This is a genomic window from Bradyrhizobium sp. NBAIM14, from assembly GCF_020193895.1.
Taxonomy (GTDB): Bacteria; Pseudomonadota; Alphaproteobacteria; order Rhizobiales; family Xanthobacteraceae; genus Bradyrhizobium; species Bradyrhizobium yuanmingense.
On record NZ_JADYVQ010000017.1, the window covers coordinates 100,858 to 126,736 of the forward strand.

Consider the following 25,879-nt stretch of genomic DNA (forward strand, 5'->3'; position numbering starts at 1 on the left):
GTCGAGACCATGAGTGAAGGTCACGTTGCGTTCGAATACGAAGCCAAGAATGTTTCCCCGGAGACGCTGGCAACCCTGGGCGAAGGCCATATCGCCTATGTGAAGCAGATCCGCTCCGAGGACGTGCCGGGCCTGTTCCCCGAGGCGCCCAAGATCGCGCCGGGCCTCAAGCTTTTCGCGCTCCACGCCGCCGACGGCACGCCGATCATGCTGACCGACAGCCGCGAAGCTGCGATCGCCAACGCCTGGAGCAACGAGCTGCAAGCGGTGAGCGTGCACTAAGCACGCGCGTCGCACGAATAGGGTTTCAAACGGGCATGCCTTCGCAAGAAGGCGTGCCCGTTTTCATTTGGGCGGCGAGGTATTCGCGTCGCCATCGCCAGCCAACGGGAATTCGGTGACGTCCCCGCCCGCGTGCGGCGGGGCAATCGCATGTGACTTGTGGCGGCGGTCTGCGCGCACGCCTCGTCCTTCGAGACGGCGCTGACGCGCCTCCTCAGGATGAGGCTAATCAGCGTCAGGTCCCGTTGCTGCCGCGCACTCCGACCTCATCCTGAGGAGCCCGCCTCAAGCGGGCGTCTCGAAGGATGGCCGCAGGAAAAGCTCTCAAATGCGATATCCCTGGCGTGCGGGCGGCCTTGGCTCTTGCGCGCACGAGACCGTCATCAATCCGTGATTTGACATTTCGTTCGCGTTTGTCAAATCTGACAAAATGCAGGCCAAGGCCCCTCCCCAGGACCGGATCCTCGACGCTGCCTTGCGCGTGTTCCGGCGCCACGGCTTCCGCCGCTCCTCGATCGAGCTGGCGGCGGAGGAAGCCGGACTGACGCGGCAGGCGCTCTATCATCACTTCGCCTCCAAGGAGGCGCTGTTTCGCGCCGTGCTCGAGCGGATCTACGCGCAGGGGCTCGCTGCCGAAATCGCGGCCGCGAAGGCGGCGGAAGAAGCGGGCCTCGAGCTTGCCGACATCCTGGTCGCCGAGATCGGCGCGCGAATGCAGTCGCTGCTCGCTTCGCTGAAGGACTCGCCCCATACCGAGGAGCTGTTTTCCGAGCACCTCGCGCAGGCGCGCGACCTCTACCAGAGCTATTCCAACCGTTTCGCCGACGAGATCGCAACCACGATCGCGCGGGTGTGCCGCAAGCGAAAGCTTAACCTCGAAAGCGGCGTCAGCGTGCGCGAGCTGGCGCGCTGCGTCGAGATGGCGATCCACGGCACCAAATCCGCTTTCCCTGCCATGCAGCCGGTCGGCGCGTTCCTGAAACAGCTCGAGACCATGCTGCGCATGCTGATCGCCGGCGCGATGGCGCCGTCCGCAAAGAAGTCCCAACGCAAAACGGGAGTTCGAAGATGACCAGCACGACCATCAATGGACGGCCTCTGGCGCTGCCCGACGATCCGGATGCGCTCTTGATCGACGTGATCCGCGATGGCGGCCTCACCGGCACCAAACTCGTCTGCGGCTCCGGCGTCTGCGGCGCCTGCACCGTGCTGCTCGACGGCACGCCGGTCGTGAGCTGCCTGTTGCCGGCGCAGGCGGCCGCCGACAAATCGCTGACGACCGTCGAGGGCGTCGGAGCCGCCGGATTGCATCCGGTACAGAAGGCGTTCATGGCGCACGACGCCCTGCAATGCGGCTTCTGCACACCCGGCTTCGTCGTCGAAGCCGCCGCCTTCCACGACAGCTGGCGCGCGACCAAGGGCGCGGCGACACCCTCGCGCGAGGAGATCGCCGCCGCGCTATCTGGACATCTCTGCCGCTGCGGCGCCTATGAAGGCATTGTTCGCGCGGTAGCGGAGGCTTGTTCAGGCCGCTTCGACGGCAACGAGCCCATCGCGCCGCGGCTGGAAGCCCGCGACAAGGTGACGGGCCTCGCCCGCTACACCGTCGACGTCCACCATGACGGCCAGCTCGAAGGCGTCATCCTGCGCGCGCACGTCGCGCATGCGAGGATCACCGGTCTTGATCTGGCGCCGGCGCGCGCCATTGCCGGTGTTGCCGCCGTCGTTCCGCTGCTCGACGATGACAACATGGTCCGCTTCGTCGGCGCGCCGATTGCAGCCGTCGCGGCCAAGGATCGCCGCACCGCACTGCAGGCCATCGCCGCGGTCAGCTTCAAGCCCGAGCCTTTGCCCGCTGTGATCGGGCTCGATGCAGCGCGACGCGACGATGCACCGGTCGTGTTCGAAAAGAAGGACCGCAAGCGTGCCGGCAACGTGTCCGAGGGCGCAGGCGGCGCTCCGGTGTCGTGGAAGGGCAATGTGCGCGGGCCTTCTGCGCCGTTCTCGCAGAAAGCCAAGCGCGCCAAGAGCTGGCTTGACGAGGCGCGCCAGCAACGCAATCCGCTGCTGGTCGAGGAGACCTTTCGCGTCTCGACGCAACAGCACGCAAGCCTCGAACCACATGCCGCCGTGGCCAGGTTCGATGGCGATCAGCTCATTGTGCACATCTCGACCCAGGCCATCCACGAGAGCATGGAGAAGATCGCCAAGCGTTATGGCCTTCCGCACGACAAGGTGCGTGTGATCGCCGATCATGTCGGCGGCGGGTTCGGCTCCAAGGGCAGCGTTGGGCTGGAGACCATCGCCGCGATCGAGCTTGCGCGCGCCGCGAAAGCGCCGGTGCGCGTCGCCTTCGATCGTGAAGAGGAGCTTTCCGTCACCGGCTATCGTCCGGCCGCCGAGCTGAAGCTGTCCTTGCTGCCTTCTGCGGAAGGCCGCCTCAAGGCGCTGTCGCTCACTGCCCATGCAGACACCGGCGCCGCCGTGAACTCGCTGATCGCGGGCCTGGCGCGGCTGATCTATCCGGCCGAAGCAAAGGAGCTCGTCGACTTCGACGTGCTCAGCAATTTGCCGCCCGGCGCGCCGTTCCGCGGCCCCGGCGGTCCGCCGATGTCGTTTGCGCTGGAGCAGGCGGTCGACGAAGCGGCGCAGCGCATGAAGGTCGATCCGATTCACCTGCGCAAGCTCTGGGACCCCGATCCCAACCGCCAGCGACTGTACGACTGGGCTGCCGGCCTCGACGTCTGGAAGAACCGCAAGCCGGCGGCGTCGCAGACCGGCCGCTACCGGCGCGGCGTCGGCGTCGCCACCGGCTACTGGCTCTATCTCTGGCAGACCGGCTCCTCGGTCGAACTCGCGATCAAGGGCGGCCGCATCGTCGCAAGCTGCGCGGTGCAGGATATCGGCACGGGCACACGCAGCGTGATCGCGAACACCGTCGCGAAGGCGTTCGATCTCGAGCCGCAGGATGTGGACGTTCGCATCGGCCGCTCCAGCCTGCCGCGCGGACCGGGCTCCGGCGGCAGCCGCGTCACCGCCTCGGTGGTGCCGCCGACCTTGCTCGCCATCGACAAGCTGAAAGCGGAAATCAGGCGCACCGCCTCTCGCACACCTGCTCCGGGCTCGAACGCGCCGTGGCGCGAGATGATCGCGGCTTCTCCTGATATCGCCGTGTCGGCCAAGCGCCAGGAGGACGGCAAGCCGCCGCCCGGCGTCAGGCCCGCGCTGCACGAGGCGGGCATCATGGGCCGGGTGTTCGGTTGGGTGCTGCGTCTGATGAGCCACATGGTGGTCGGCGCCGGCGTGCCGAGCTCGGTGCAGGTGATGGAAGTCGAGGTCGACACCTGGCTCGGCCATGTGCGCGTGCTCAACGCCTATACGGGCCTCGCGGTCGGCAAGCTCGCCGCGCCGGCGCTGGCGCGAAGCCAGGCCGCGGGCGCGGTGATTCAGGGCATCGGCTACGCACTCTATGAGTCGCGGGAGACCGATCCCTCGAGCGGCCACATCCTGAGCGGCAGCATGGAGGATTACCGCATCCCGGGGATTGCCGACATGCCGAAACTGGACGTGCATTTCGACGAGGCCGGTTTCGAGCATGTGCCGGGCGGCAGCGTCGGCATCGGTGAAGTCGCCACCGTGCCGACCTCGCCCGCGATCGCCAACGCCATCCGCGATGCGATCGGCGTGAGACTGACTGAAATTCCGTTCCGGCCCGATCGTCTTGTGGCCGCGCTGAAAGGGAGGGATGCAGCATGAGTGTCGCCGTCATCACCGCCAATCCCACGCCTGAATTCCGCGCCGGAGGCACCGACTTCAGCGAACGCCGCCGCAGCGGGGTGTCGCAGGGAATGCTGATCGATATCTCGACCAGCGGCGACAAGACGATCAGCTGGGGAGCCGATGGAGCGGCCCGGATCGGCGCGCTCGCCACCATCGCCACGATCGCGACCGACGCGCGCATCCTCGCCGCTTATCCCGGCATTGCGGCGAGCGCGCAGGGACTCGCCACGCCACAGGTGCGCAACGTTGCCACGCTCGGCGGCAATCTCGCGCAGCGTTCACGCTGCTGGTATTTCCGCCGGGCCGACATCGATTGCCTGAAGAAAGGCGGCAGCACCTGCCCTGCCCGTTCCGGCAATCATCTCTATGGCGTTGCCTTCGATCTCGGACCGTGCATCGCGCCGCATCCCTCGACCATGGCGGCGGCTCTGCTCGCCTATGATGCGACCATCACCACGGACCGGCGCAGCGGATTGACGATTAGCGGTCTCCTCGGCGACGGCTCGGTCGCGCACGCCGATCATACACTCGCAGCAGGCGAGATGATCAAGAACATTGCGCTTCCTGCTCCGCTCGAGGGCGAGCGCGCTTCCTACAAGCGGGCGATCAGCCGGACCTATGCCGAATGGCCGCTGGTGGAACTCTGCGCCCGCGTCGTGACCGCCGGCGGCAAGTTCCAGCTGGTGCGTCTCGCTGCCGGCGGCGTCGCGCCCGTGCCGCTTCGCCTCACCGCCGTGGAAGTCCAGCTCAGCGGCAAGCTTGCCAATGCGGCATCGATCGCAGAGGCGGCGAAAGCGGCGAGCTCAGGTGCCAAGCCATTGCCGATAACGGCCTACAAGCTCGATCTCCTGCAAGGGCTGGTGCGCGACGTGCTGGAGCGGCTTTCGGACTAAAGCGCGATGAGAATGGGATGAATCATCATCGCGCTTTAGGTTGTTGTTCACGCATGATCTCTCCGGAAAAGCGCTTCGCACTTTTCCGGATCATGCTTTAGCTAGCCGCCTGAGCGACCTGCCAGCCGCCCACGGATATCCGGCTTCAGCACCTTGCCGACCTTGGAGCGCGGCAGATCGTCCCAGACTTCGATCTGCTTCGGTGTCTTGACGCTGCCGATCCGCTGCTTGACGAAGGCCGCCAGCGCCGTCGCATCGACGCTCTGGCCGGCACGGGGCTGCACCACGGCAACGATACGCTCACCCCATTTCTCGTCCGGAAGGCCGATCACGGCGCAATCCTGTACCGCCTCATGCGCCCGCAGCGCGTTCTCGACCTCGATCGAATAGACGTTGAACCCGCCGGTGATGATCATGTCCTTGGCGCGATCGACGATGTAGAGGTAGCCATCGTCGTCGATGTAGCCGATGTCGCCGGTGTGGTGCCAGCCATGCGCGGAGGCCTCCGCCGTGGCTTCGGGATTTTTGTAGTAGCCTTCCATCACCAGCGAGCCGCGAACCACGATCTCGCCGCGTGAGCCGGTCGGCAGCAAATTGCCGTCGCCATCCATGATGCCGGCCTGCACCAACGGGCTGATCCGCCCCGCCGAGGCGAGGCGCTCCATCGCGATCGTGCCATCGGCATTGTAATGCTCATCCGGTGCCATCATCGAGATCATCATCGGCGCTTCAGTCTGACCGAACAACTGCGCCATGGGCCCGATGCGCCGGAGCGCCTCCGCAAGCCGTGCGGCCGAGATCGGTGCCGCGCCGTACCAGAAGCATTGCAGAGACCCGAGCTTCGCCGAGTCGAGCTTGGGATGATCGAGCAGCATGTAGATCAATGTCGGCGGCAGGAAGGTGTGCGTGACATGGTAGCGCTCGATCAATTCGAGGAATTCGGCGATGTCGGGGTGATGCATGATCACGATGCGGCCGCCGAGCGCCATGATCGGGAAACACAGCACACCGGCCGCATGGGTCAACGGCGCGAGCGCGAGATAGACCGGACGACCCTTGAAGGGATAGCCCATCAGCGTCAGTGCCGTCATGGCCTCGATGTTGCGACCCGACAGCATGACTCCCTTCGGCTTTCCGGTGGTGCCGCCGGTGCCGGGAAGCATCGCGAGATCGTCGACCGTCTCGCGTTGATATCGGTCGGCGGACAGGCCCGCGAGCCAGCTGTCGAACGAGGGCGCGAAGGGCAATTCGGCATCGAGGCAGACGAGGACACGCAGCTTCGGCAGCTCTGCACGCACCGCCTCGACCATCGGCGCGAAGCTCGAGTGAAACAGCAGCAGGCTGCAGTCGAATTGGTCGAGGATGAGCCGGTTTTCGGCAGCCTCGTTGCGCGGATTGATCGGGCACCAAACCGAGCCCGCGCGGGAAATGCCGAACACGCATGCAAACGCGACCGGATCGTTGCCGGAAAGGATTGCGACCTTCTCGCCGGCAGCAATACCCGACCGCGCGAGCCCGCGCGCGACGCGATAGCTCAGCAACTGCACCTCGCGGTAGCTGAGATCGCGCCCGTCCATGGTCAGGCACGGCGCATCGGGGCCGAGCGAGGCACCTTTGTCGAGGTAATCGATGAAGCGCATGATCAATCCCGGAAGCAGCTGGCGGGTGGCGCGCGGCCGCGCCACCCGTGATCTTGCTCAGTCGTGCACGGTGAGGATCGGTCTGCTGACCAGCCCGAAGCTGCGCAGCTGGCCGAGCAGCTCGTGATGACCGAACGCCTGGCAACCGGAGGCGAAGCCCACGCGCTTGGGCGGCTGCTGCAGCAGGTGAGCTGCGGCATAGGCCTGCAGCAGGCCGGTCTGCTTGTAATTGCTGTTGCCGTTGATGACGCAGTGCGCGCGCCCCAATGGGCCGGAGGCATGCACCGAATCCAGCGACTTGTTGACGCGCGGGTTCTCGCGCGGCGGCATGGTGTTCATCACGCCGGCGGCGGTCTGCGCCAACGCGGCGTAGCGGTCATCGGGGTTCATGTCCTTGGTCGCGTCCAGCGCAGCGGCGACGATCTGCGGCACGCCCAGCATCAGCGCGCGGTTGAACACACCGCCCAGCACCTTCACGTTGGCCACGCGCGGATCGCGCTTGAACCACACCGGGTGCGAGGTGCCGCCCCAGGGCAGCGCCAGTGCGAGCTCATGCTGGCCGGGGATGGCGAGGTTGTAGAGACCGGCATCCACCTGATGCTCGACATACTTGTTCTGCTCCAGATAGTAGGCCTTTGCCATCGCGGCGTTGACCAGGATGGTCTGCGTCGAGGCGATGGTCGGGCTACCGCCCCAGAACACGGCGATATCGAGCGTATCGAGGCCGGGCGTCTCCAGGCACAGCTGCGCGGCGATCTCGCCGGTGGTGTACATCTGCGCGATGCCCGGCGCGAGCAGCAGGCCGGCATTGGCGAACTTCGTACCCCATTCCTGCTCGAGCGTGATCAGCCAGTCCTGCTCGCCTGTCGTGTCGGTGTAGTGGCATCGGGACGCCCAGCAGGCCTGCACCACCTCGGCGCCGAACCTGGCGAAGGGACCCACGGTGTTGAGCACCACCGAGGCGCCGTTGAACAGCTCCGTCAGTGCGCTCACGGTGTGCGGCACTTCCACCACCTCGTAGTCGGCGGTCTCGATACCGGCCACGTTCGCTTTCATTGCGGCGTTGAGCTTCTCCGCGCTGCGCCCCGCGGCGATGAAGGGGATGTTGTACTCGCGTAAGTATTCGCAGACCAGCCGGCCGGTGTAGCCGGACGCGCCATAGACGATGACGGGCTTCTTCGCGCTCATTCTCGTTCCTCCGAAATGTTCGTTGTCGGGTTTGCAGCTCACATTCCCATGCCGCCATCGACCGGCAGTCCGATGCCGGTGATGAAGCGGGCTTCGTTCGAGCACAGGAACACCGCAGCATTGGCGATGTCGCCGACCTCCGCGAGCTTGCCGAGCGGCGTCTGCTCCACCACCGAGCCGACCGCGGCGTTGACGTCGGGCGCGAGACCGATCTTGACGATGTCGTTGGCGAGCTGCAGGCCCATGTCGGTCGGGATCAAGCCGGGATAGATGCAGTTGACGCGCACGCCATAACCGAGCTTGCCGGCCTCCATCGCCGCGACCCGCGTCATGCGATCGACCGCGGATTTCGTGCCGGAATAGACCGCGATGCTCGGGAAGGCGATCGTCGCCGCGACAGACGCGATGTTGACGACCGCGCCGCCTTTGCCCGCCGGTCCACCCGGCCGCATCGCGCGGAAGGCGTGCTTCATGCCGAGCACGGTGCCGACGATGTTGACGTCGCACATCCGCCGCGCATCCTCGGCCCTGATCTCGCTGACCAGCGACGTGATCTCGATGCCGGCATTGTTGATGAGGATGTCGTAGCCGCCGAGGGTGGCGACCGTCGCAGCAGTCGCTTTCTCCCACTGCGCATCGTCGGCGACATCGAGATGCACGAAGCCGGTCTTCACTCCGAGCCTGGCGATCTCGCCGGCGCTATCCTTGCCGACGTCATCGAGAATGTCGCCGATCATGACCGCCGCACCGGAGCGCGCCAGTGCTTCTGCAATAGCCGCTCCTATCCCGCGGGCTCCGCCGGTGACCAGGGCTTTGCGGCCATCAAGACTCTTCTCACTCATCGCACGTCCTCCCTTTGCTTGGACTGATCTGTTGGACTGATCTGTTCGCTGATGATCGGTGCGTGCTGGGTTGGCAGCACGGTGCCGGCGCGGTTGCGCAACGGCATGCGAGTCCGTTCCGGCGGCGCGGCGCCGGCGGGTGCATTTCCTCCATTTGCTGACGTCTTGACGACTGTCCAAATTTCTTGGCGCGCACACTCCTCCCGGAACTTGACAGTTGTCAAGGAAAAAATTTGACAGTTGTCAAAGAGGATGGTCTGTAGGCGATGACGACGTGATCGTGGTGACCAAGAGACGGGAGACAGCGCGACGATGGCGCGGCAAGCGACAGGAGCGGCGAAGCGAGAGGCCGTGGCGGAGATCGTGCGAGACGACAAGTTCAACGCGCGACGCATCGAGCTTGCCGAGGCCGCGCTCGAAACGCTTGGAGAGCTCGGCTTCGCTCGGACGAGCCTGCGGGAGATCGCGCAGAACTCGGCGTTCACGCACGGCGTGTTCCACTATTATTTCAGCGACAAGCTCGACCTGATCTGCTGCTGCGTTCGCCACTACAAGGCCAAGTGCGTGACGCGCTATGACGAGGTCGTCGCGACAGCGACGAGCCGCGACGAATTGACGGAGGGCTTCCTCGCCAAGCTCGCAGCAACGCTGCAGAACGAAGCCCGCATGCACCGGCTTTGGTACGATTTGCGCTCGCAGGCGATGTTCGAGGCGGCGTTTCGCAAGGATGTCCTCGAGATCGACAAGAGCCTGGAAGCGATGATCTGGCGCATTGCCTCGCGCTATGCCGAGCTCGGCGGCAAGCGGCCGGCGTCGTCGCCAGGCGCGCTCTACGCGCTGTTCGACGGTCTGTTCCAGAGTGCGCTGCTCAAGCACCTCGCGGGTGACAAGAGGGCGGTCCCCGAACTGCTCGACGAAGTCCGGCGCCTGCTGCCGACGGTCTGCTGAAGCGCGGAAGCGGCGCCCACGAAGGCGTCGCCGCACGAGACCTGCACGTTAGCGCCATCCAAATTGATCGTCCGTCTCGAAACTGCTTAGATGCGGCATGCCGCCGAAAGTCGAACGTCTGCCCAAGCAGCAATTGTGGTTTCCGGCCGGGCGCTATTTTCTGCGCACCATCAAGCGCGATGACGCCTCGCAGCGCTGGGCGGACTGGTTGTCCGATCCCTGGACGGTGCATGTCCTCAACACGTCACCGCGCGCGATGACCAAGGCGGAGATCGCCGACTACATCAAATCCTTCGATCAGCGCGAACGGCTCCTGCTCGGGATATTCGAGCGTGGCAGCCGCATCCATGTCGGCTTCATCCGCCTCGACATCAACGCGGCGGCGAGCGAGGCGCTCGTCAGCGCCGTGATCGGAGAAAAGGAGCACCGCAATGCCGGAGCGACGGTGAACACCTTCATTCCGCTGCTCAGGTTCGTGTTCGACGATCTCAAGCTGAGCCGCATCCGCGCGTTCGTGCTGGAGCGCAATCAGACGACCATTCAATATCTGTCCAAGCTCGGATGGACGCTCGAGCCCGAACCCGAAAAACCGGTGCGATCGCATACGGATGGATCGCTTCTGGTATTGCGTCGGATGATCTGGGACCGGCCCGGTTTCCAGGCCTGGTTGAAGAGCCCGATCGGGCAGCGGATCGTGAATCGCATGGAAGCGGCGCGAGGTTGAGCCCCGGCCGCTCCCTTTGTCTGCTTAAGCGATCAATCAGTACTTCGCGACGACGGGTGACCCGCCGAACCGATAGTTGATACCTACCTTCACGATATCGATGTCCTGACGAATATCGATCAACGCGGTGGTGGCGGCGGCTGGATTGGCGAATCCCACGCGCTTGCTGTCGAAGCCGTAGTGAGTGTACTCGACCAAGGCCGACCAGTTCGGGGCGAAGGCCCACTCGACACCGGCACCTGCCACCCAGCCGACACGATCGGTGCTGGCGCTTGAATTGCAGGGCTCAAAAACGAGGAATCCCACACCGGGACAAAAGAAGCCGCCAATCGACGAGAAATTGTTCAGATTGTATCGGTCATGCGCAAACCCGACGCCGCCCTTGCCATAAACGAGCAAGCGATCCCATGTGTAGCCGACCCGACCCGTGACGCTGGCGACCCAGTCGGTGCGGCTCGATAGAGTGGCGGGCGCGCCGGTCTTTCCGGCGAAGAAGGGATCGTTGGCGGTGCCGTGAAGATCGGTGGCCGTGAAATCGCCGGCAATCCCGAGCACCCAATTGCTGGCAAATTGGTAGTCGCAACCTACCTGAACGCCTCCTACAATTCCGACGTCTCCGTTCACCCCAATGCGATCACCAGGCACACTGCCTATAGTCATTGCAGGCGAGATGACCGCCCCCGTTCCGATGCCGGGATCCGTGAAGCCCGTTCGGCTCGCACCGCCGCCGACATGACCCCCGACATAGCAGCCGGTCCAACTGAAAGGCACGGCCGCCGCAACCGGCGCTTTCCTGTAGGGACGAGCTCCCAGATCGGCACCTTGAGCGGAGCCTGCGACAATCAGAGCCGACGTCGCCAGCAGCAGTCGTTTCATTCGTCACCCCCGAAGCAATCAGCGATAGAAATCTCCGGTAAGGTACATCGGCCGGCCTCCGCGCGCTGTATTCGAGGAGCAACACTCCGATACATTTGGTACTTCGATACTGTTTGATCACAACGCGCCGCAACACGGCGCCTTAAGCCTGATGACGGCGCTCCAGGCTGAACTATCCGATCGTCGGATGGCTTCGCACCGGCGCGGCCGAGTTCAGGTCACGCCCCTGCCTCACCGCCCCGCCGGAATCAGCGCCCGCATGATCTCCGGCTTCCAGCTTTGACGCGCGCTGTCGAAGGCTGCGAAATCATGATCGAATTGCCAATAGGCCCAGGCCCAGCCGAGCCGCTCCGCGCTTCGCGCCACGAACGACAGATATCTCGTCCGTGCTTCGGCTGGCGCGGCCTCGTATACGCCGAACTCACCGAGATAGATCGGACGCTTCTCCCGTTCGGACCAGGACCGGATCTTGTCGAAATCGGCGCGCGCCTTCCGTTCGTCCTCCGGCGTGCCCCAATCAAGCGGGCCTATTTGCGAGAACGTCGGCGACCACGGTGCGCCCTGATGGGTGAAACGGATCGGCGCGTAATAGTGGAACGTGACGATGATGTTTCGGTCATCTGACGGCAGGACCAGGTCCTCGACGGGAAGCTCGTCGACGTTGAGAACCGCGGCGATCACCGGCCGCCGGGGGTTGGTGGAGCGGATGATGCCGAGACATTCGTTCAGAAGGGCGTTCCAGGCGGCGGACGTCATCTGCCCGCCCGGCTCATTGAGCACCTCGAAGACGAGCCTCGGATATTTTCCGGCATAGCGCGCGGCGATTTGCGTCCAGAACGCTTTCAGCTTCCCGGCGCACTCCGAGATGTCGTGCTGACAGATATGGGTATCGTGCTCGTCCAGGATGGGGATGAGATTTCGGGCGAGCACCTCCTCGATCACCGCATCGAGCCGCCTCATGACGATCTCATCCAGCGCATTCTCCGGGTCCATGAACTTGAAGCCGAAGAAATTGATCCGGACGTGCGAGAACCCGGCGCGCCTGATCGCGGTGAGGTTGTCCAGACGAAATGGCGCGTTCCGGCCTCCCTCCCAAATGCCGTCATAACCGAGGATGTTGATGCCGCGCCCCAATTTTGGGGTAGCGGACGCGGCCTGTCCGGCGGCCTCTGCCGGGGAGCAGATAGCAAGCACGGATAGCGTCATTGCGAGACCGAAAGTTACAGCCCAGCGGACGCAGATGGCATTCATCCTGGCTGCCCCATCATTGCTGCAGGCCTTGCTGTGGCACCGGCCTGCACACCGCGAAGAAGAATGCGACGAGCAGCACCGAAGTGAACATCGTCGAGCGAAGGAACATCGTCTCCGTGAAATTCGATTGAAAGCTGAGGACGACGAATCCGATGATGAGAGCGCAGTGGCGACGGTCGATCGTCCGCGTGGCGATCAGGTACAGGACCTTTTCCGAGAACAGATAGACGCTCGCCACGAAAAGCACGGATCCCAGGAATCCCGTTTCCATCGCCACCGCAATGTAGCCGCTATGATAATTGTCCAGCACCCAGCCGTGGTTCTGGTTGAAGTAGTCGTAAATGGCAGGGCGCGTCCAGAACCCGTTGATGCCGAAGCCCAGCAGCGGCGCATCGTCGAAATGGCCGATGGCGTACTGCCAGATGAAGGTTCGCTCGGTCAGATTGATGGTCGATTCGCCGAGATGGATGGAATCGTAGCCCGTGACATAGAAATACAGGATCAGGAGCGCAGCCAGGATGCACATGACGACCGGCAGCACCGCGTAAATCCTCATGCAGCGGATCGACCATAGGGAGGTCATGAGTAGTGCACCGGCGGCAATTGCAACGGCACCGGCACCACGGGATTCCGAGGCGATGACGCATGTCGATGCCAGGAGAAACATCAGCAGAAAAACTGTCCAGCCCTGGCCCGTCATCTTCTGATAGCAGGCAAAGAACATCAGATAGGCGCTGATGAAACCGAGGGTCTGCTTCGATTCGTAGATTCCCTGCCACTGGCCGTTGTGCATCCAGCTCTGATCGACGCCGATCTCGGGCACGAAAACCGCGCACAGGGCCGAGGCGGCGACCAAGATGAAGAGCCCCAGCGCCGTCGCTCCGACGATCTCGTCAATGTCGATCCGCGTGATCAGGCAGTACGCACCAAAGGTCGTCATCACGAGGGCCGCGCTCTTCATGATCGCCGCGGTGGCGAGGCCGGTCCAGAGCACGGAAACAGCGGCGAGAGCATAGAATGCGACCAGCGCGATGAAATCGGGATTGGGCTGCACGCGCAGGCAGGGTCGCACGAACGCACTGGCGTAGATCAGGATGACCCACATCAGGAGCGCAACGGCCTGTTGCACGAAGCTCCATTCTGCGGGAAGCAGCGCGGGGTTGAAGACACCCATCGACGCGATCACATTGACGGTGATCGAGCCACGCATCACGATTCTGGCGAGCTTCTCCACGCCGACGCCGGGCGCTTGCCAGATCGCGCTGTCGTCCTCCTCGGAATCGTGCAGGCTGGTCATGAGCTGACCGCCTGACGCGCGGCAAATCTTGCCTCACCGCGCACCACGGGCGCCTTCGCACGCGCGCCTGCCGTGGGCATCGGCCGGTCGAGGCCTGATTCCCAGCGCCGTTCTCCCGCCGCGGCCGCGAGGCGCAACGGCGTCATTCCATTCCCAGTCACGTCCGCTCAGTCCACGGCTTCGAACGGCTCTCAGCGGATGTTGGCGCCGCCCAATGTGCCGTGCGTCTCAAGCGGGAAGATTGTCCTACCTTCTACCTTTGAGATCAAGGTGGCATGACGGGACGCTGCCCTCACAATCAGGTGCGAGGGACGATCGGGCCCTTGCCGGGCGGGAAAGACGGAAGGTTACGCCGCCGTTGCCGGCGGCAGCGCGAGCACCGAATAGATCGCCTGCGCATCGCGCGAGGCGCGGAGCTTCTTGGCGATGTCCTGGTCGCGCAGCAGGCGGGCGATGCGGGCGAGCGCCTTGAGGTGATCGGCGCCGGCGCCTTCGGGGGCCAGCAGCAGGAAGACGAGATCGACCGGCTGGCCGTCCATCGCCTCGAAGTCGATCGGACGATCGAGCCGCGCGAACAGGCCGAAGATCTTCTCCAGCTTGGGCAGCTTGCCGTGCGGAATGGCGACGCCATAGCCGACCGCGGTGGTGCCGAGCTTCTCCCGCTGCAGCAGCACCTCGAACACCGAGCGCTCGTTCTGCCCGGTCAGCTCAGCGGCCTTGGCCGCAAGCTCCTGCAGCGCCTGCTTCTTGCTGTTGACTTTCAATGCCGGGAGAATCGCCTCGGGTGCGACCAGATCGGTAATCGGCATGGAAGCTTTCCGAGGTGAATTAAACCGTCAGGTTCCGATTTGGCCAGCTTGATAGACCAAGCTCGGCCGGCGTCAATAACATGAAGCAGGAGGCGGACTTAGCCCCGATCCAGATGTGGGGGGCTTCTACTCCAACGCAATCCCGGTGCCAACTCCCGCGTGCGGCTTTGCCCCCGTCATTGTTAAGGGCCGGGATGGTACGGGCGCCGGCTGGCGGGCCTAGCCACCGCCCTGGCCGTCCACCTTGGCTCCCGGCGGGTCGATCCAACCCACATTGCCGTCCGCCCTGCGGTAAATGATGTTCACCCGACCGGACGAGCCATGCTGGAATACCAGGCAGGGTGCCCCGCTGAGATCGAGTTCCATGACGGCTTCGCTGACCGAGAGCCGCTTCAGCGACGTGGTTTGTTCCGCGATGATGACGGGGCTGTAGCCGGCGACTTCCTCTTCGCCCTCTCCGGGCGCTTCCAGCACATAGCTGGTGGCGTCGAGCGCAGCCATCGCCTCGGAGGCGGCATGGGCCTTGCGCGCGGAGCGGTCCTTGAGCCGGTTCTTGTAGCGCCGCAGCCGCTTCTCGATCATCACCAGCGCCTGGTCGGCACTGGCATAGGCATCCGGTGCGTTCGAATCGGCTTCCAGCGTGATTCCCGAATCGAGATGCAGGGCGCAATCGGTGCGAAAGCCGAAGCCGTCCTTGCTCAGCGTGATGTGGCCGGAATAATTGCCGTCGAAATATTTGCGCAGCACCTCGTCGGTGCGGTCGGCAACGCGGCCGCGCAGCGCCTCGCCGACGCTGATGCTCTTTCCCGAGATTCTGAGAGTCATGTGATGCCTCGCTTGGTTGGTGCCCAGCTTGGATCGGTCTCGATGGGGCATCGAGAGTAGCGCGATTTGGCGCCAGCGCAATCAGGCCGGTTCGGGATTGCGGGAGCGATCGGACAAGGCGGTAGAGAGGACGTTACCAAGAGCGCTCTGCTTGTCGCGGCGGCGTTGCACCGAGGAAGGTATGCGCATGGCTTCGCGGTACTTCGCGACCGTGCGGCGGGCAATATCAATGCCCGAGGCGCGCAAGCGTTCCACGATGGTGTCGTCCGACAGGATCGCGGAGGGCTCCTCCGAATCGATCAGCTGCTTGATGTGGTGACGCACCGCTTCCGCCGAATGCGCTTCGCCCCCGTCGGCCGAGGCGATCGAGGCCGTGAAGAAATATTTCAGCTCGAACGTGCCGCGGTTGGTCGCCATGTATTTGTTGGCGGTGACACGCGACACCGTGGATTCGTGCATCTGGATAGCGTCGGCGACGGCCTTCAGATTGAGCGGGCGCAGATGGGCGACACCGTGAGTGAAGAACCCGTCCTGCTGGCGCACGATCTCGGTCGCCACTTTCAGGATGGTGCGGGCGCGCTGGTCGAGCGCGCGCACGAGCCAGGTCGCGTTCTGCAACGCATCCGTGAAATAGGACTTGTCGCCGTCCTTGCCGATCTTCTTCGACAGCTCGGAATAATAGGTCTGGTTGACGAGCACGCGCGGCAAGGTGTCGCTGTTGAGCTCGACATGCCAGCCGCCGTCGGGACCCGGGCGGACATAGACGTCGGGCACCATGGTCTGCAGGCGCGCCGAGCCGAACTTCATGCCGGGCTTGGGATTGAGGCGGCGGATCTCGCCGATCATGTCGGCGATGTCCTCGTCGTCGACGCCGCAGATCTTGCGAAGAGCCGCGATGTCGCGCTTGGCGAGCAGATCGAGATGCTCGACCAGCGCCTGCATCGCGGGGTCGTAGCGGTCGAGCTCGCGCAGCTGGATCGCCAGGCATTCGCTTAAGGAACGCGCGCAGACCCCGGGCGGATCGAATTTTTGCAGCACGGCGAGGACGCTTTCGACCTCGGCTTGCGACGCGCCGAGACGCTCGGCGGCTTGGCCGAGATCGGGCGGCAGATAGCCGGCCTCGTCGACGAGGTCGATCAGGTACTGGCCGATCATGCGTTGCGCGGGCGCGGTGAAGGCGACCGAGAGCTGCTCGGCGAGATGGCCCGACAACGTCGTCTCGGCCGCGACAAAAGCTTCGAGATTGTAGTCTTCGTCACCGGAGGCGCCGCCGCCCCATTCGGTATAGGTGGTTGGCGCGGCATCCTGCGCGTTGCGCGCGGCCGCCTCGGCCGGCTCCTCGGAGAAGACGTTGTCGAGGCCGGTGTCCAGGGTTTGCTCGATCTCGGCGCGGGTGCCGAGATCCTTGCTCATCCATTCTTCCTGGCCCGGCTCGAAGCCTTCCGCGCTGCCGCCGAAGCCGTCCTCGCCCGGACCGTCGTTCTGGCCGTCGGAATCGCCGTAATTGGCCGCCTCGGCCGGAGCTTCGCCCGCGGGGGCCTCGTCACTGGCCCGTTCCAGCAGCGGGTTTCGCTCGAGCTCCTCTTCCACGAAGGTCGTGAGATCGAGATTGGACAATTGCAGCAGCTTGATCGCCTGCATCAGCTGCGGCGTCATGACCAGCGACTGCGATTGCCGGAACTCTAATCTCTGCGTAAGCGCCATGAAGCAAGAACCGATCCCAAAAGTTGGTCCGATTTTTGCTTATCCTAGTCTCAGCCCGATGTACACGTCTTGACGAATTGGAAAAAAGGGCTAGAGGCGGAATTCCTCGCCAAGGTAAAGGCGGCGCACGTCCGGATCGGCAACGATCTCATCCGGGGTTCCCTCGGTCAAGATTTCCCCGGCATAGACGATATAGGCACGGTCGGTGAGGCCGAGCGTCTCGCGGACATTGTGGTCGGTAATCAGCACGCCGATGCCGCGATTGGTGAGATGGCGGACGAGGTCCTGGATGTCGCCGACCGCGATCGGGTCGATGCCGGCGAAGGGCTCGTCGAGCAGCATGTAGTTCGGCCGCGTCGCCAGCGCGCGCGCGATTTCGACGCGGCGACGCTCGCCGCCGGACAGCGCGATCGACGGTGATTTCCGTAAGCGCGTGATGTTGAACTCGTCGAGCAGCGAGTCGAGCTGCTGCTCGCGCTTCTTGCGCGAGGGCTCGACCACTTCGAGCACGGCGCGGATGTTCTGCTCGACGGTGAGGCCGCGGAAGATCGAGGCTTCCTGCGGCAGATAGCCGATGCCGAGCCGGGCGCGCTGATACATCGGCAGCTTGGTGACGTCGTGGCCGTCGAGCTCGATCGCGCCGCGATCGGCCTTGATCAGGCCGGTGATCATGTAGAACACGGTGGTCTTGCCGGCGCCGTTCGGGCCGAGCAGGCCGACGGCCTCGCCGCGACGCACATAGATGCTGACGCCGCGCACCACCTGGCGGCTGCCGAAGGCCTTTTCCACACTATGCACAGCCAGGAAGCCGGGCCGCTTCAACAGCTGCGGCGCGCCGGCACCGTTGGACCTGGCGGCCGTTCGGACGGGATGAACCGCCTGCGGACGCGGCTCGGCCTGATAGTCGGCCTCGTAGTCGCCCGTGTAGTCACCTTGGAACTGGTCGGGCCCGCGGGGCTGGTCGCGGGCAATCGGCGTGTCCCTGACGGGACTGGGCACGAGGCCGCCGACGCTGTCCCCGAGCGCAGTGATGTCCTGACGCGCAAATCCTGGCCGGCCGCGCTTGGCGGGGCGCCGACGGAACATGCTGAAGAGATCGACCATCCCCGCCTTCTAGCCTTTGGCGTCGTCTTGCGCGAAATCCGCGCGATCTGTCGCGCCAGCCTGAGCGATTGGCCGACGCAGCATGGGTGAAGGAATGTCTCATGCCCAGTGAAACACGCCCGAAAAGCGGCGGACCCGCTTCGAAAGCCCTGCGCGCTAGATACAGGCTCGCCGGGCAGGCTTCAACCCTCGGTTCGGCCGCATCAGAACCAAGCCGTTGAATTCATTTTGGTTTACTTGCACCGGGTAACTGCAAAGGCGGCGCGCCGCCGGGCTTGCCCGAACCGCAATCGTTGCTGGAGCCCTGCGGCAGCAGGACCTGAACCCGGCCGCTGTCGGATTCCACACGTGACACGCCGGTCGTCATATCGACAGTCAGCCGATCGCCCCGCATGACGTTCTTGCACTGGGTCATGACGACTTGGCCCGAGCCCCCGCCGAACATGGTGATCAGGTTGGTCTTGGTGTCGAACACGGCGGTCTCCCCCGTCACCACCTGGTCCTTCTGGGTGACCACGACATTGCCGCGCGCCTCGAGCCGCTTGATCGAGGAGCTGCCGCCCGGACCCGGCTGCGCCGACTGCATCGGCGCGCTCTTGGTCGCTTTCGCCGCAGGCTGCGGCGCGGCCGGTTTGTCGCCGCCGCCCGAATCGTAAAACACCACCAGCGTCTTCGAGGTCATGGTGGTGTCGCCCTGCACGACCTTCACATTACCGGAGAAGGTCGCCTCCTTCTTCTTGTCGCGCATCTCGAGCGAGGCCGCTTCGATCTGAATTGGCTGATCGCGGTTTTGCGTAAAGCCCTGCAGCGCGTTGTTGGGCGCAGTCGCCGAACTCTGCGTGCGGCCTTCACCGGATGCGATCAAGACACCAAAGGCAAGCGCGGCTGCGCTGACGATCGCGCTGCGCCTGTTGTCGTTGCGCGAGAAGAACTTCATCATGAAAATCACTTCGAATTGGCAGACTTGTTCTGAGGCGTGCGCGTCTTCGTCGGCGCAGGCTCGGTTGGTCCAGGCTGAGCAGCGGCGGGTTCATCCAGCTTGTCCAGATGCATCACCACATTGCCCTCGAAGCGGATGACGTCGCCGCCTTCGGTAATTCGCAGGCGATCCGCACTCAGCGTGCCGTTGGTCAGCTTGACGTCGACGCGCTCGTCCGAGGAGACCGTGCCCTTGCCCATGTCGACGAAGGCGGAATTGAGCCGCGCCTCGTAGCCGGTCGAGGTGCGCAGCAAGATGTCCTTGCGCAGATCGAGCTGCTGCTGCTTGTTGTCGAAGCGGCCGGTGCGGGCATCGAGGAACAGGGTCGACTTGTCCTCCATCAGCACTTTCGCACGCAGGTCATTGAGATCGACATGATCGGGATCGGTGATGTCCTGCGTCGCGGTCTTGGCCCAGAGCTCGTAGGGCCGCTGGTCCGGCGTGTAGCCGGCGAGGTGCGGCGATTCCATCGTGATCTTGGTGCCCGACACCACCAGATTACCGGAGTCGAGCGGCAGCTTCGGCATCAGCATGCGGAACGGATTGAAGATCGAGACGCCGACGATGACAGCCATGGACAGCACCACAGCACCCGGGACCGCGATGCGCAGAATCCGCACCAGGCGGCTGTGGCGGGCCGCGCTGGCAAACTTCGCCGCAAGCGCGGCGTCGTAGGTGGGGTTCTGGGCCGAATTCACCGGGGTTCCTGCTTACCTGTCTCCTGACGTATCGCTCGCCTTGTCCGGTCGAGGGGGCGCACCCCATTCTATCCGGCGCCGCCCAAATATGCAGCCGGCGACAGGCCGTTACGAAAGTGTCCGAAACGGGGCGGCAATCCCGGGCCAACCGCCACGGGGGGCCTTCAGGAGTGCGCGAAAATGTCCTCTTCCGCCCAGCCCTGGAGGTCCAGCAGGGCGCGGGTCGGCAGGAAGTCGAAACAGGCCTGCGCCAGCTGGCTGCGGCCTTCCCGCACCAGCATGGCGTCCAGTCGCTCGCGCAAGGCATGCAGATGCAGCACGTCGGAGGCGGCGTAGGCGAGCTGCGGCTCGCTCAGGCTGTCGGAACCCCAGTCGCTGGACTGCTGCTGCTTGGAGAGGTCGATGTTGAGCACCTCGCGGACGAGGTCCTTGAGGCCGTGGCGGTCGGTGTAGGTGCGGGTCAGGCGGGACGCAATCTTGGTGCAATAAATCGGCCCGGTCATGACGCCGAAGGTCTGGTACAGCACCGCAACGTCGAACCGCGCGAAGTGGAATATCTTCGTGACCACAGGATTGGCGAGCAGCGCCTTCAGGTTCGGCGCGTCGGTGTGGCCCTTGGGGATCTGCACCACGTCGGCGCTGCCGTCGCCGGGCGAGAGCTGCACCACACAGAGACGGTCGCGGTGCGGGTTCAGCCCCATGGTCTCGGTGTCGATCGCCACCGCTCCGGTGTAGCGGGACAGGTCGGGCAGGTCGCCGCGGTGCAGGCGTACGGTCATGAAACCCTCGGGTCGAATCGGTGCGTCGATATCATAGGCTAGAGCATGATCCGGAAAAGTGTGCAGCGGTTTTCCGAAAAGATCATGCTCAATCAATAACCTAAAGCGCGATGACGATTCATCTTAATCGCATCGCGCTTTAGTCGAATGGATCGCGATGTAGCCAGTCGCAACAGGTCACGCAAGCGGCCGTGATCTTACGGGTCGGTCAGATCGCGGCGAGCATGATGCAGATCATCGCCGCGACTGCGGTGCGGCTGGGGCCGTCCCGGAACGCGTATAGGATCGGATCGTCCGGCATCTCGCGGCGATGCGCCATCATCAGCGCACGGCCGAACCAGTACAGCAGCAGCGGCGTGAGCAGCCACAGCATCCAGGGGCGGCTGTAGAGCGGCGTCACCGCCGAGGACGAGACGTAGAGCGAGAACACGGTCACCGCGTTCATGGCGCTTGCCGCCGCCATCGCGGCGATGACGTTAAGGTCGGTGACGCGATAGTCGCGGTTGGAGGGATCGGCGAGGCCCACGCTCTCGCGCATGCTGAGCTCGCTGAAGCGCTTGATCAGGGCGAGCGAGGTGAACACGAACAGCGAGAAGATCAACAGCCATTCCGACAGCACCACGCCGACGCCGACTGCGCCGGCGACGATGCGAAGCGTGTAGAGGCCGGCAAGCGTGACGATGTCGACCAGCATCTTGCGCTTGAGCACGAGCGAATAGGCGATCGTGGTGGCGAGATAGAGGCCGAGCACGCCGAGAAACAGCGGCGAGATGCAGAGGCTGGCGGCAAGCGCGAACAACCACAATGCAGGAATGGCCGACAGCGCCGAGGAGATCGGCAAATCGCCCGCCGCGAGCGCGCGGTGGCGCTTGCTCGGATGCTGCCGGTCGGCGGCGAGATCGAGCAGATCGTTCATCAGATAGGCGCCCGAGGCGCAGGCCGAGAACGCCAGGAATGCGAGCAGCGCGTAGCCGAGTGTCGAAAGGTTCAGCTGATGCGCCGTGAGCGCAGGCACGAACACCAGCGTGTTCTTGGCGTATTGATGGACCCGCAGCGCCTTCACCCAGGTGGCGAGGCCGGCTCTGCGGACCTCGCGATTTTCGATGCGCGTGATGGAGGCACAATCGAACGGCACGCGCCCCGCCGCGAGATCGGCGTGCGTGACGACGCCATCGAAGCCGAGATGCGCTGCGATCGCCGCGGCATGAGCGGCGAGCCGATCCGCGACGAGATAGATCTTCTCACCGCGCGCCCGTGCCGCCAGCGCCCGGTTCATCACATCGGAATCATAAGGCAGATGGGCGTAGTCGATCTCGGCTCGCGCCAGGATCGCCGTGAGCGCCGCCATCCCCGCCCGTCCGCCCGCACCGAAGCGCGCCAGCATGCGGCCGGGGCTGGAGAACAGCGCCTCCATCAGCAGTTCGGAACGCAGCAGCGCGCCTTCGAGGTCGATGACGAGGGTCCGGGCCGCCGACGGCTCGGACAGGCCAGGATCATACTGGGAGGCACGCTGCTCCATCCGAAAACGCTCTGACTTGCCGTGACATGACCGGCATTCGGCCGGGGGAGCAGGAAATTGGACGGCCAACCCTATGGGAACATTCACTAAAGGCTGCTTAATTCACCTGGAGAGATGGGGGCGGCTTCCGCCCGAGGCGCTGTTGCCCGGATCCCACAATCCGGCGCGAGCTTCCTGTACCGTCAGAACTTTTGCTTCGCGCGCCGTGGATATCGTCCCGGCCCACCCTATCTGCCAATTTCCCTCCCCGGGGGTCCCACCCTGGATCAGGTGCCATGACCGAACCAACGCTCGCTGCGCCGATCGACGACCAGGGTCCGCGCGGATTTTCGCGCTACCAGGCGCTCCTCATCGCGCTGCTGGCGCTGACGCAGTTCACGATCATCCTCGATTTCATCATCATGTCGCCGCTCGGCGCTATCCTGATGCCCGCGCTCGGCATCACGGCGGGGCAGTTCGGCGTTGCCGTATCGGCCTACGCGTTCAGTGCGGGACTATCGGGCATCCTCGCCGCCGGCTTTGCCGATCGTTTCGATCGCAAGCGCCTCCTGCTGTTCTTCTATGTCGGCTTCACGCTCGGCACGCTGTTGTGCGCGGTGGCGCCGAACTACCATGTGCTGCTGATCGGCCGGATCGTGACCGGATTGTTCGGCGGCGTGATCGGCGCGGTCGTGCTCGCCATCATCACCGACCTGTTCTCGTTGCAGATGCGCGGCCGCGTGATGGGAATCATCCAGACGGCGTTCGCCGCCAGCCAGGTGCTCGGCATTCCCGCCGGCCTGTTTCTCGCCAATTACTGGAGCTGGCATGTCTGCTTCATCGCCATCGTGGTGCTGTCGATCGTGACGATCGCCATCATCGCCTTTGCCATGGAGCCGGTCGACGCGCATCTGAAGCTGAAGCAGGACAGAAACCCGTTCCGCCATCTGGTCGCGACGGTCGGTGAGCCGCGCTACACGCTCGCCTTCGCCGTCACGACGCTGCTGGCGACCGGCGGCTACATGCTGATGCCGTTCTCCAGCGCCTACACCGTGCACAATCTCGGCATCGACATCACGCATCTGCCGACGATCTATCTCGTCTCCGGCCTGTTCAGCATCGTCACGGGACCGCTGGTCGGCCGCGCCAGCGACGCGTTCGGCAAATATCCGACCTTCGTGTTCGGCTGCGCCATGACCGTCCTCATGGTGCTGATCTACACCCATCTCGGCCACGTCTCGCTCGCGACCGCGATTCTGGTCAACGTGCTGATGTTCGTCGGCATCTTCTCGCGCATGATCCCCTCGCAGGCGCTGATGTCGGCGATCCCGGAGCCCGGCCAGCGCGGCTCGTTCAGCGCGGTCAGCGCCTCGCTCCAGCAACTGTCCGGCGGGCTCGGCTCGGTGCTCGCCAGCGCGATCATCGCGCAAGGCGCGGACGGCGCGCTGCTCCATTTCGACCGGATCGGCTACGTCGTCGTGACCACGACGATCGTCACGCTGGTGATGATGTATTTCGTGCAGAAGGCGGTGGCGGAGCGGACGGGAAAGCGGGTGGTGTGAGGGGGAGAGGAGCCGCCGTCCGAATTCGTTTTCCGCGGGGTGGAAGTCACCTGCTTTGTTACGGACACAGTGCCGCACGTCACGCAGCCACGTTCTTCGCTAGTTTCATTCGATCGGTCCTCGCGACTCGACAAGAAACAACAAGACCAAGGGCGGGAAATGAGAAAGCTGACACGACGAATATTCGTGATGGGTTCGGCCGTCGCTTTGTGCGCGCCGGCTGTAAGGACCGAGGCGCAATCCGCGTGGCCGTCCAAATCGATCAGGATCATCGTGCCCTATCCACCGGGCGGCCAGACCGACGGCATCGCGCGCGCGTTCGGCGACTTCCTGGCGCGGCAGGTGGGCAAGCCGGTCATCGTCGAGAACAAGGGCGGCGCCGGCGGCGTCATCGGCGTGGCAGAAGCGAAACGCGCCGATCCGGACGGCACCACCATCCTGTGCACGATCTCGTCGTCGCTGATCCAGAACCGCGTCACGGTAAGAGACCTGCCCTACGATCCCGAAAATGATTTTACCTATCTGACGATGGTCATCGGCGCTGGCGGTCCGGTCGTGGCGGCGAAGAAGACCGGTGCGACCAACCTGCGCGAGTTCATCGAATACTGCAAGAAAGTCGGCAGCGTGAACTGGGGATCCTACGGCGTGGGCTCGACGCCGCACGTCCTGATCGAGACGATCGCCAAGCAATACGGCATAAAGGTTCAGGTCATCCAGTATCGCGGCGAGGCGCCGATGTGGAATGACGTCGCCGGACAGACGCTTGATGGCGCCGCCGGGAGCTATGCCGCAGCCGCGCCCGTCATCCAGGCCGGCACCGGCAACCTGATCGGCGTGGTCGGCACCCGTCTGCCGCCCCATCCGGACACGCCGACCATGACCGAGCAAGGCGCCGTCGGCGACTTCTACAATCTGCGTCCCTTCACCACGTTTGCGGTGCCGTCCGGCACGCCGCGGGATATCGTCGATCGCCTCTCGCCGCTGCTGATCCAAGCCGGAACCGATCCGAAAGTTCAGCAGATGCTGAACAACTTCATCCTGTCATCGCCGGCCGATTTCGAAACGACGAATCGGATCTTCAAGCGCGACAGCGACGTGATGCTCCGCATCCTGGGCGATCTCGGCGTCAAGCCGTCGGATTAGCCGCGTCGCGGCCTAGCAGCCCAGCCCGCTTTGCTCGTCGTGGCTCTCCGTATTCGGCGCCCAGCCGACATCGAGCGGATCATGGCGACACTCCGGGCGTCTGCCGGCGTGTCAAATGCACGGTCGTCGTTGCGGAGCCGCCCAGATGGTTTCCAGATATGACGTGCAGAAGGCGGTGGCGGAGCGGACCGGGAAGAAGGTGGTGTGAGGAACGGCTCCTGCTCCACATTCGGGTGAACCCACGCCGGGCCTCCGGTGACCAAGGTTGCATCGATGCGCCGAACGGAGATCTCCCGTGAAATTCAAGCTTGCCGCCGCGATTCTCGCCGCAGGCCTCCCGCTGGCATCGATGGCTTTCGCCCAAGACACCGCCCAGAGCACCGCGCCAGCCGACCTTGCCGTGATCGATGCCTGCCTGAAGAAGGTGGAGAAAACCGGCGGTTTCGGCAGCGCCTGCGTCGGGCTCGTCGCCGACCCCTGCATCAAGGCGGCAGAGGGCGCGAATGACGATGTCGCCAGATGGAAGGCCTGCGCGGCGCGCGAACTCGCCGTCTGGACGCAGAAAACCAGTGAGGCGCTGAAGAAGGTTCAGGCCGGCGGGTTCGCCGACGCGATCAAGGCCGTCAATGACTCGCAGAAAGTTTTCGCCGCCTCGCGTGATCGCCTCTGCGCGGTCTTCGACAACGTCGACCCCGGCATGTACCGGGGCGGCGCGAGCTACTGCCGCCTGCGCGAGACCGCGAACCGCTCGCTGAGCCTGATCAAGCTGGGCGCTGCGGTCAACGAGCACTGAGGCTTCCTAGGGGGGGCTCGGGTCACCGGCCTTGCCGGCACCTTCCGACGTGGCGACGACGGCCATTCGGCGCCATGAGCGCCGTGCTTCGGTGTCGCGGACCGGTCAGCAGCTCGATGTCCTGCGGATGAGCGATTTCAATCGCTTGAGCAGGGGATGGTGCCCAGGAAAGGACTCGAACCTTCACGGCCGTTAAGCCACTGGCACCTGAAGCCAGCGCGTCTACCAATTCCACCACCTGGGCATGCCGTTTGGGGCACGGAG

23 protein-coding genes and 1 tRNA gene are annotated in these 25,879 nt (G+C 64.4%); 9 read left to right on the forward strand and 15 right to left on the reverse strand.

Annotation, left to right across the window (positions count from 1 at the left end):
* Positions 1-9 precede the first annotated feature (9 nt).
* The 4 genes from I6F28_RS29410 (at position 10) to I6F28_RS29425 (ending at position 4,955) form a co-directional block, all read left to right on the forward strand.
* Positions 10-282, forward strand: coding sequence for a BQ00720 family protein (locus I6F28_RS29410; RefSeq protein ID WP_007598581.1), 273 nt, complete (start codon positions 10-12; stop codon positions 280-282).
* Positions 283-712: 430 nt separating this feature from the next.
* The gene (locus I6F28_RS29415) at positions 713-1,354 is read left to right on the forward strand and encodes a TetR/AcrR family transcriptional regulator (protein WP_225142430.1); all 642 of its coding nucleotides are present in this window, start codon (positions 713-715) and stop codon (positions 1,352-1,354) included.
* Positions 1,351-4,038 carry a molybdopterin-dependent oxidoreductase gene (locus I6F28_RS29420; RefSeq protein ID WP_225142432.1) on the forward strand — a complete coding sequence of 896 codons (2,688 nt, stop codon included), beginning with the start codon at positions 1,351-1,353 and terminating at the stop codon, positions 4,036-4,038. The genes I6F28_RS29415 and I6F28_RS29420 overlap by 4 nt, the downstream gene beginning before the upstream one ends.
* Positions 4,035-4,955 (forward strand): FAD binding domain-containing protein, encoded by a 921-nt coding sequence (locus I6F28_RS29425; protein ID WP_225142434.1) that lies wholly within the window; start codon positions 4,035-4,037, stop codon positions 4,953-4,955. The genes I6F28_RS29420 and I6F28_RS29425 overlap by 4 nt, the downstream gene beginning before the upstream one ends.
* Positions 4,956-5,056: 101 nt before the next feature.
* Here I6F28_RS29425 and I6F28_RS29430 read toward each other — a convergent pair whose 3' ends face one another.
* From I6F28_RS29430 to I6F28_RS29440, 3 genes are read right to left on the reverse strand one after another with little or no spacing between them, the layout of a single operon-like run.
* Complete coding sequence (locus I6F28_RS29430; protein WP_225142436.1) at positions 5,057-6,595, reverse strand: acyl-CoA synthetase; 1,539 nt, start codon at positions 6,593-6,595, stop codon at positions 5,057-5,059.
* Between the two features lie 57 nt (positions 6,596-6,652).
* The gene (locus tag I6F28_RS29435) at positions 6,653-7,783 is read right to left on the reverse strand and encodes a DUF5938 domain-containing protein (protein WP_036009171.1); all 1,131 of its coding nucleotides are present in this window, start codon (positions 7,781-7,783) and stop codon (positions 6,653-6,655) included.
* Between the two features lie 38 nt (positions 7,784-7,821).
* Positions 7,822-8,625 (reverse strand): SDR family NAD(P)-dependent oxidoreductase, encoded by an 804-nt coding sequence (locus I6F28_RS29440; protein WP_225113820.1) that lies wholly within the window; start codon positions 8,623-8,625, stop codon positions 7,822-7,824.
* Positions 8,626-8,937: 312 nt separating this feature from the next.
* Between I6F28_RS29440 and I6F28_RS29445 the strand changes: the two genes are divergently transcribed.
* Positions 8,938-9,573 carry a TetR/AcrR family transcriptional regulator gene (locus tag I6F28_RS29445; RefSeq protein ID WP_050991851.1) on the forward strand — a complete coding sequence of 212 codons (636 nt, stop codon included), beginning with the start codon at positions 8,938-8,940 and terminating at the stop codon, positions 9,571-9,573.
* Positions 9,574-9,670: 97 nt separating this feature from the next.
* Complete coding sequence (locus I6F28_RS29450) at positions 9,671-10,297, forward strand: GNAT family N-acetyltransferase (protein WP_036009173.1); 627 nt, start codon at positions 9,671-9,673, stop codon at positions 10,295-10,297.
* Between the two features lie 36 nt (positions 10,298-10,333).
* On the opposite strand, the gene I6F28_RS29455 is transcribed toward I6F28_RS29450, so the two are convergent.
* The 11 genes from I6F28_RS29455 to I6F28_RS29505 form a co-directional block, all read right to left on the reverse strand.
* A complete protein-coding gene (locus I6F28_RS29455) occupies positions 10,334-11,173 on the reverse strand; it encodes an outer membrane protein (RefSeq protein ID WP_225142438.1) in 840 nt (279 codons plus the stop codon).
* Between the two features lie 231 nt (positions 11,174-11,404).
* A complete protein-coding gene (locus I6F28_RS29460) occupies positions 11,405-12,424 on the reverse strand; it encodes a glycoside hydrolase family 5 protein (protein ID WP_225142440.1) in 1,020 nt (339 codons plus the stop codon).
* 13 nt (positions 12,425-12,437) lie between these two features.
* A complete protein-coding gene (locus tag I6F28_RS29465) occupies positions 12,438-13,721 on the reverse strand; it encodes an O-antigen ligase family protein (RefSeq protein ID WP_249782108.1) in 1,284 nt (427 codons plus the stop codon).
* A 347-nt stretch (positions 13,722-14,068) separates the two neighbouring features.
* Positions 14,069-14,530 (reverse strand): PTS IIA-like nitrogen regulatory protein PtsN, encoded by a 462-nt coding sequence (ptsN, locus tag I6F28_RS29470; protein ID WP_008141251.1) that lies wholly within the window; start codon positions 14,528-14,530, stop codon positions 14,069-14,071.
* Positions 14,531-14,749: 219 nt separating this feature from the next.
* Positions 14,750-15,355 (reverse strand): ribosome hibernation-promoting factor, HPF/YfiA family, encoded by a 606-nt coding sequence (hpf, locus tag I6F28_RS29475; RefSeq protein ID WP_036009184.1) that lies wholly within the window; start codon positions 15,353-15,355, stop codon positions 14,750-14,752.
* Positions 15,356-15,436: 81 nt separating this feature from the next.
* Positions 15,437-17,059 (reverse strand): RNA polymerase factor sigma-54, encoded by a 1,623-nt coding sequence (rpoN, locus tag I6F28_RS29480; protein WP_225113825.1) that lies wholly within the window; start codon positions 17,057-17,059, stop codon positions 15,437-15,439.
* A 90-nt stretch (positions 17,060-17,149) separates the two neighbouring features.
* Positions 17,150-18,163, reverse strand: a complete 1,014-nt coding sequence (lptB, locus tag I6F28_RS29485; protein ID WP_036024403.1) for an LPS export ABC transporter ATP-binding protein — start codon at positions 18,161-18,163, stop codon at positions 17,150-17,152.
* A gap of 223 nt (positions 18,164-18,386) precedes the next feature.
* Positions 18,387-19,103, reverse strand: coding sequence for an LptA/OstA family protein (locus tag I6F28_RS29490; protein ID WP_036024401.1), 717 nt, complete (start codon positions 19,101-19,103; stop codon positions 18,387-18,389).
* Positions 19,104-19,108: 5 nt separating this feature from the next.
* On the reverse strand, positions 19,109-19,840 hold the full coding sequence (lptC, locus tag I6F28_RS29495; RefSeq protein ID WP_036003378.1) for an LPS export ABC transporter periplasmic protein LptC: 732 nt from the start codon (positions 19,838-19,840) through the stop codon (positions 19,109-19,111).
* Between the two features lie 164 nt (positions 19,841-20,004).
* Positions 20,005-20,619, reverse strand: coding sequence for a ribonuclease D (locus tag I6F28_RS29500; RefSeq protein ID WP_225142444.1), 615 nt, complete (start codon positions 20,617-20,619; stop codon positions 20,005-20,007).
* A 208-nt stretch (positions 20,620-20,827) separates the two neighbouring features.
* Complete coding sequence (locus I6F28_RS29505; protein WP_225142446.1) at positions 20,828-22,138, reverse strand: UbiA family prenyltransferase; 1,311 nt, start codon at positions 22,136-22,138, stop codon at positions 20,828-20,830.
* Positions 22,139-22,413: 275 nt separating this feature from the next.
* On the opposite strand from I6F28_RS29505, the gene I6F28_RS29510 reads away from it, so the two are divergent.
* The 3 genes from I6F28_RS29510 to I6F28_RS29520 all read left to right on the forward strand — a co-directional run bounded on the left by I6F28_RS29510 (position 22,414) and on the right by I6F28_RS29520 (position 25,615).
* Positions 22,414-23,679, forward strand: coding sequence for an MFS transporter (locus I6F28_RS29510; protein WP_225128024.1), 1,266 nt, complete (start codon positions 22,414-22,416; stop codon positions 23,677-23,679).
* Between the two features lie 273 nt (positions 23,680-23,952).
* The gene (locus I6F28_RS29515; RefSeq protein ID WP_193760605.1) at positions 23,953-24,822 is read left to right on the forward strand and encodes a Bug family tripartite tricarboxylate transporter substrate binding protein; all 870 of its coding nucleotides are present in this window, start codon (positions 23,953-23,955) and stop codon (positions 24,820-24,822) included.
* 295 nt (positions 24,823-25,117) lie between these two features.
* Entirely contained in the window at positions 25,118-25,615 is a 498-nt protein-coding gene (locus I6F28_RS29520) for a lysozyme inhibitor LprI family protein (protein ID WP_057030568.1), read from the forward strand.
* A 157-nt stretch (positions 25,616-25,772) separates the two neighbouring features.
* Here the strand turns inward: I6F28_RS29520 and I6F28_RS29525 are convergent.
* A tRNA-Leu gene (locus I6F28_RS29525) sits at positions 25,773-25,859 on the reverse strand.
* Positions 25,860-25,879: the final 20 nt, after the last annotated feature.

Excerpts from the sequence above, each read along its gene's own strand:
- I6F28_RS29410 (WP_007598581.1), top strand. The coding sequence starts at position 10 with ATGAGTGAAGGTCACGTTGCGTTCGAATACGAAGCCAAGAATGTTTCC.
- I6F28_RS29415 (WP_225142430.1), top strand. The coding sequence starts at position 713 with ATGCAGGCCAAGGCCCCTCCCCAGGACCGGATCCTCGACGCTGCCTTG.
- I6F28_RS29420 (WP_225142432.1), top strand. The coding sequence starts at position 1,351 with ATGACCAGCACGACCATCAATGGACGGCCTCTGGCGCTGCCCGACGAT.
- I6F28_RS29425 (WP_225142434.1), top strand. The coding sequence starts at position 4,035 with ATGAGTGTCGCCGTCATCACCGCCAATCCCACGCCTGAATTCCGCGCC.
- I6F28_RS29430 (WP_225142436.1), bottom strand. The coding sequence starts at position 6,595 with ATGCGCTTCATCGATTACCTCGACAAAGGTGCCTCGCTCGGCCCCGAT.
- I6F28_RS29435 (WP_036009171.1), bottom strand. The coding sequence starts at position 7,783 with ATGAGCGCGAAGAAGCCCGTCATCGTCTATGGCGCGTCCGGCTACACC.
- I6F28_RS29440 (WP_225113820.1), bottom strand. The coding sequence starts at position 8,625 with ATGAGTGAGAAGAGTCTTGATGGCCGCAAAGCCCTGGTCACCGGCGGA.
- I6F28_RS29445 (WP_050991851.1), top strand. The coding sequence starts at position 8,938 with ATGGCGCGGCAAGCGACAGGAGCGGCGAAGCGAGAGGCCGTGGCGGAG.
- I6F28_RS29450 (WP_036009173.1), top strand. The coding sequence starts at position 9,671 with ATGCCGCCGAAAGTCGAACGTCTGCCCAAGCAGCAATTGTGGTTTCCG.
- I6F28_RS29455 (WP_225142438.1), bottom strand. The coding sequence starts at position 11,173 with ATGAAACGACTGCTGCTGGCGACGTCGGCTCTGATTGTCGCAGGCTCC.
- I6F28_RS29460 (WP_225142440.1), bottom strand. The coding sequence starts at position 12,424 with ATGAATGCCATCTGCGTCCGCTGGGCTGTAACTTTCGGTCTCGCAATG.
- I6F28_RS29465 (WP_249782108.1), bottom strand. The coding sequence starts at position 13,721 with ATGACCAGCCTGCACGATTCCGAGGAGGACGACAGCGCGATCTGGCAA.
- ptsN (WP_008141251.1), bottom strand. The coding sequence starts at position 14,530 with ATGCCGATTACCGATCTGGTCGCACCCGAGGCGATTCTCCCGGCATTG.
- hpf (WP_036009184.1), bottom strand. The coding sequence starts at position 15,355 with ATGACTCTCAGAATCTCGGGAAAGAGCATCAGCGTCGGCGAGGCGCTG.
- rpoN (WP_225113825.1), bottom strand. The coding sequence starts at position 17,059 with ATGGCGCTTACGCAGAGATTAGAGTTCCGGCAATCGCAGTCGCTGGTC.
- lptB (WP_036024403.1), bottom strand. The coding sequence starts at position 18,163 with ATGGTCGATCTCTTCAGCATGTTCCGTCGGCGCCCCGCCAAGCGCGGC.
- I6F28_RS29490 (WP_036024401.1), bottom strand. The coding sequence starts at position 19,103 with ATGATGAAGTTCTTCTCGCGCAACGACAACAGGCGCAGCGCGATCGTC.
- I6F28_RS29500 (WP_225142444.1), bottom strand. The coding sequence starts at position 20,619 with ATGACCGTACGCCTGCACCGCGGCGACCTGCCCGACCTGTCCCGCTAC.
- I6F28_RS29505 (WP_225142446.1), bottom strand. The coding sequence starts at position 22,138 with ATGGAGCAGCGTGCCTCCCAGTATGATCCTGGCCTGTCCGAGCCGTCG.
- I6F28_RS29510 (WP_225128024.1), top strand. The coding sequence starts at position 22,414 with ATGACCGAACCAACGCTCGCTGCGCCGATCGACGACCAGGGTCCGCGC.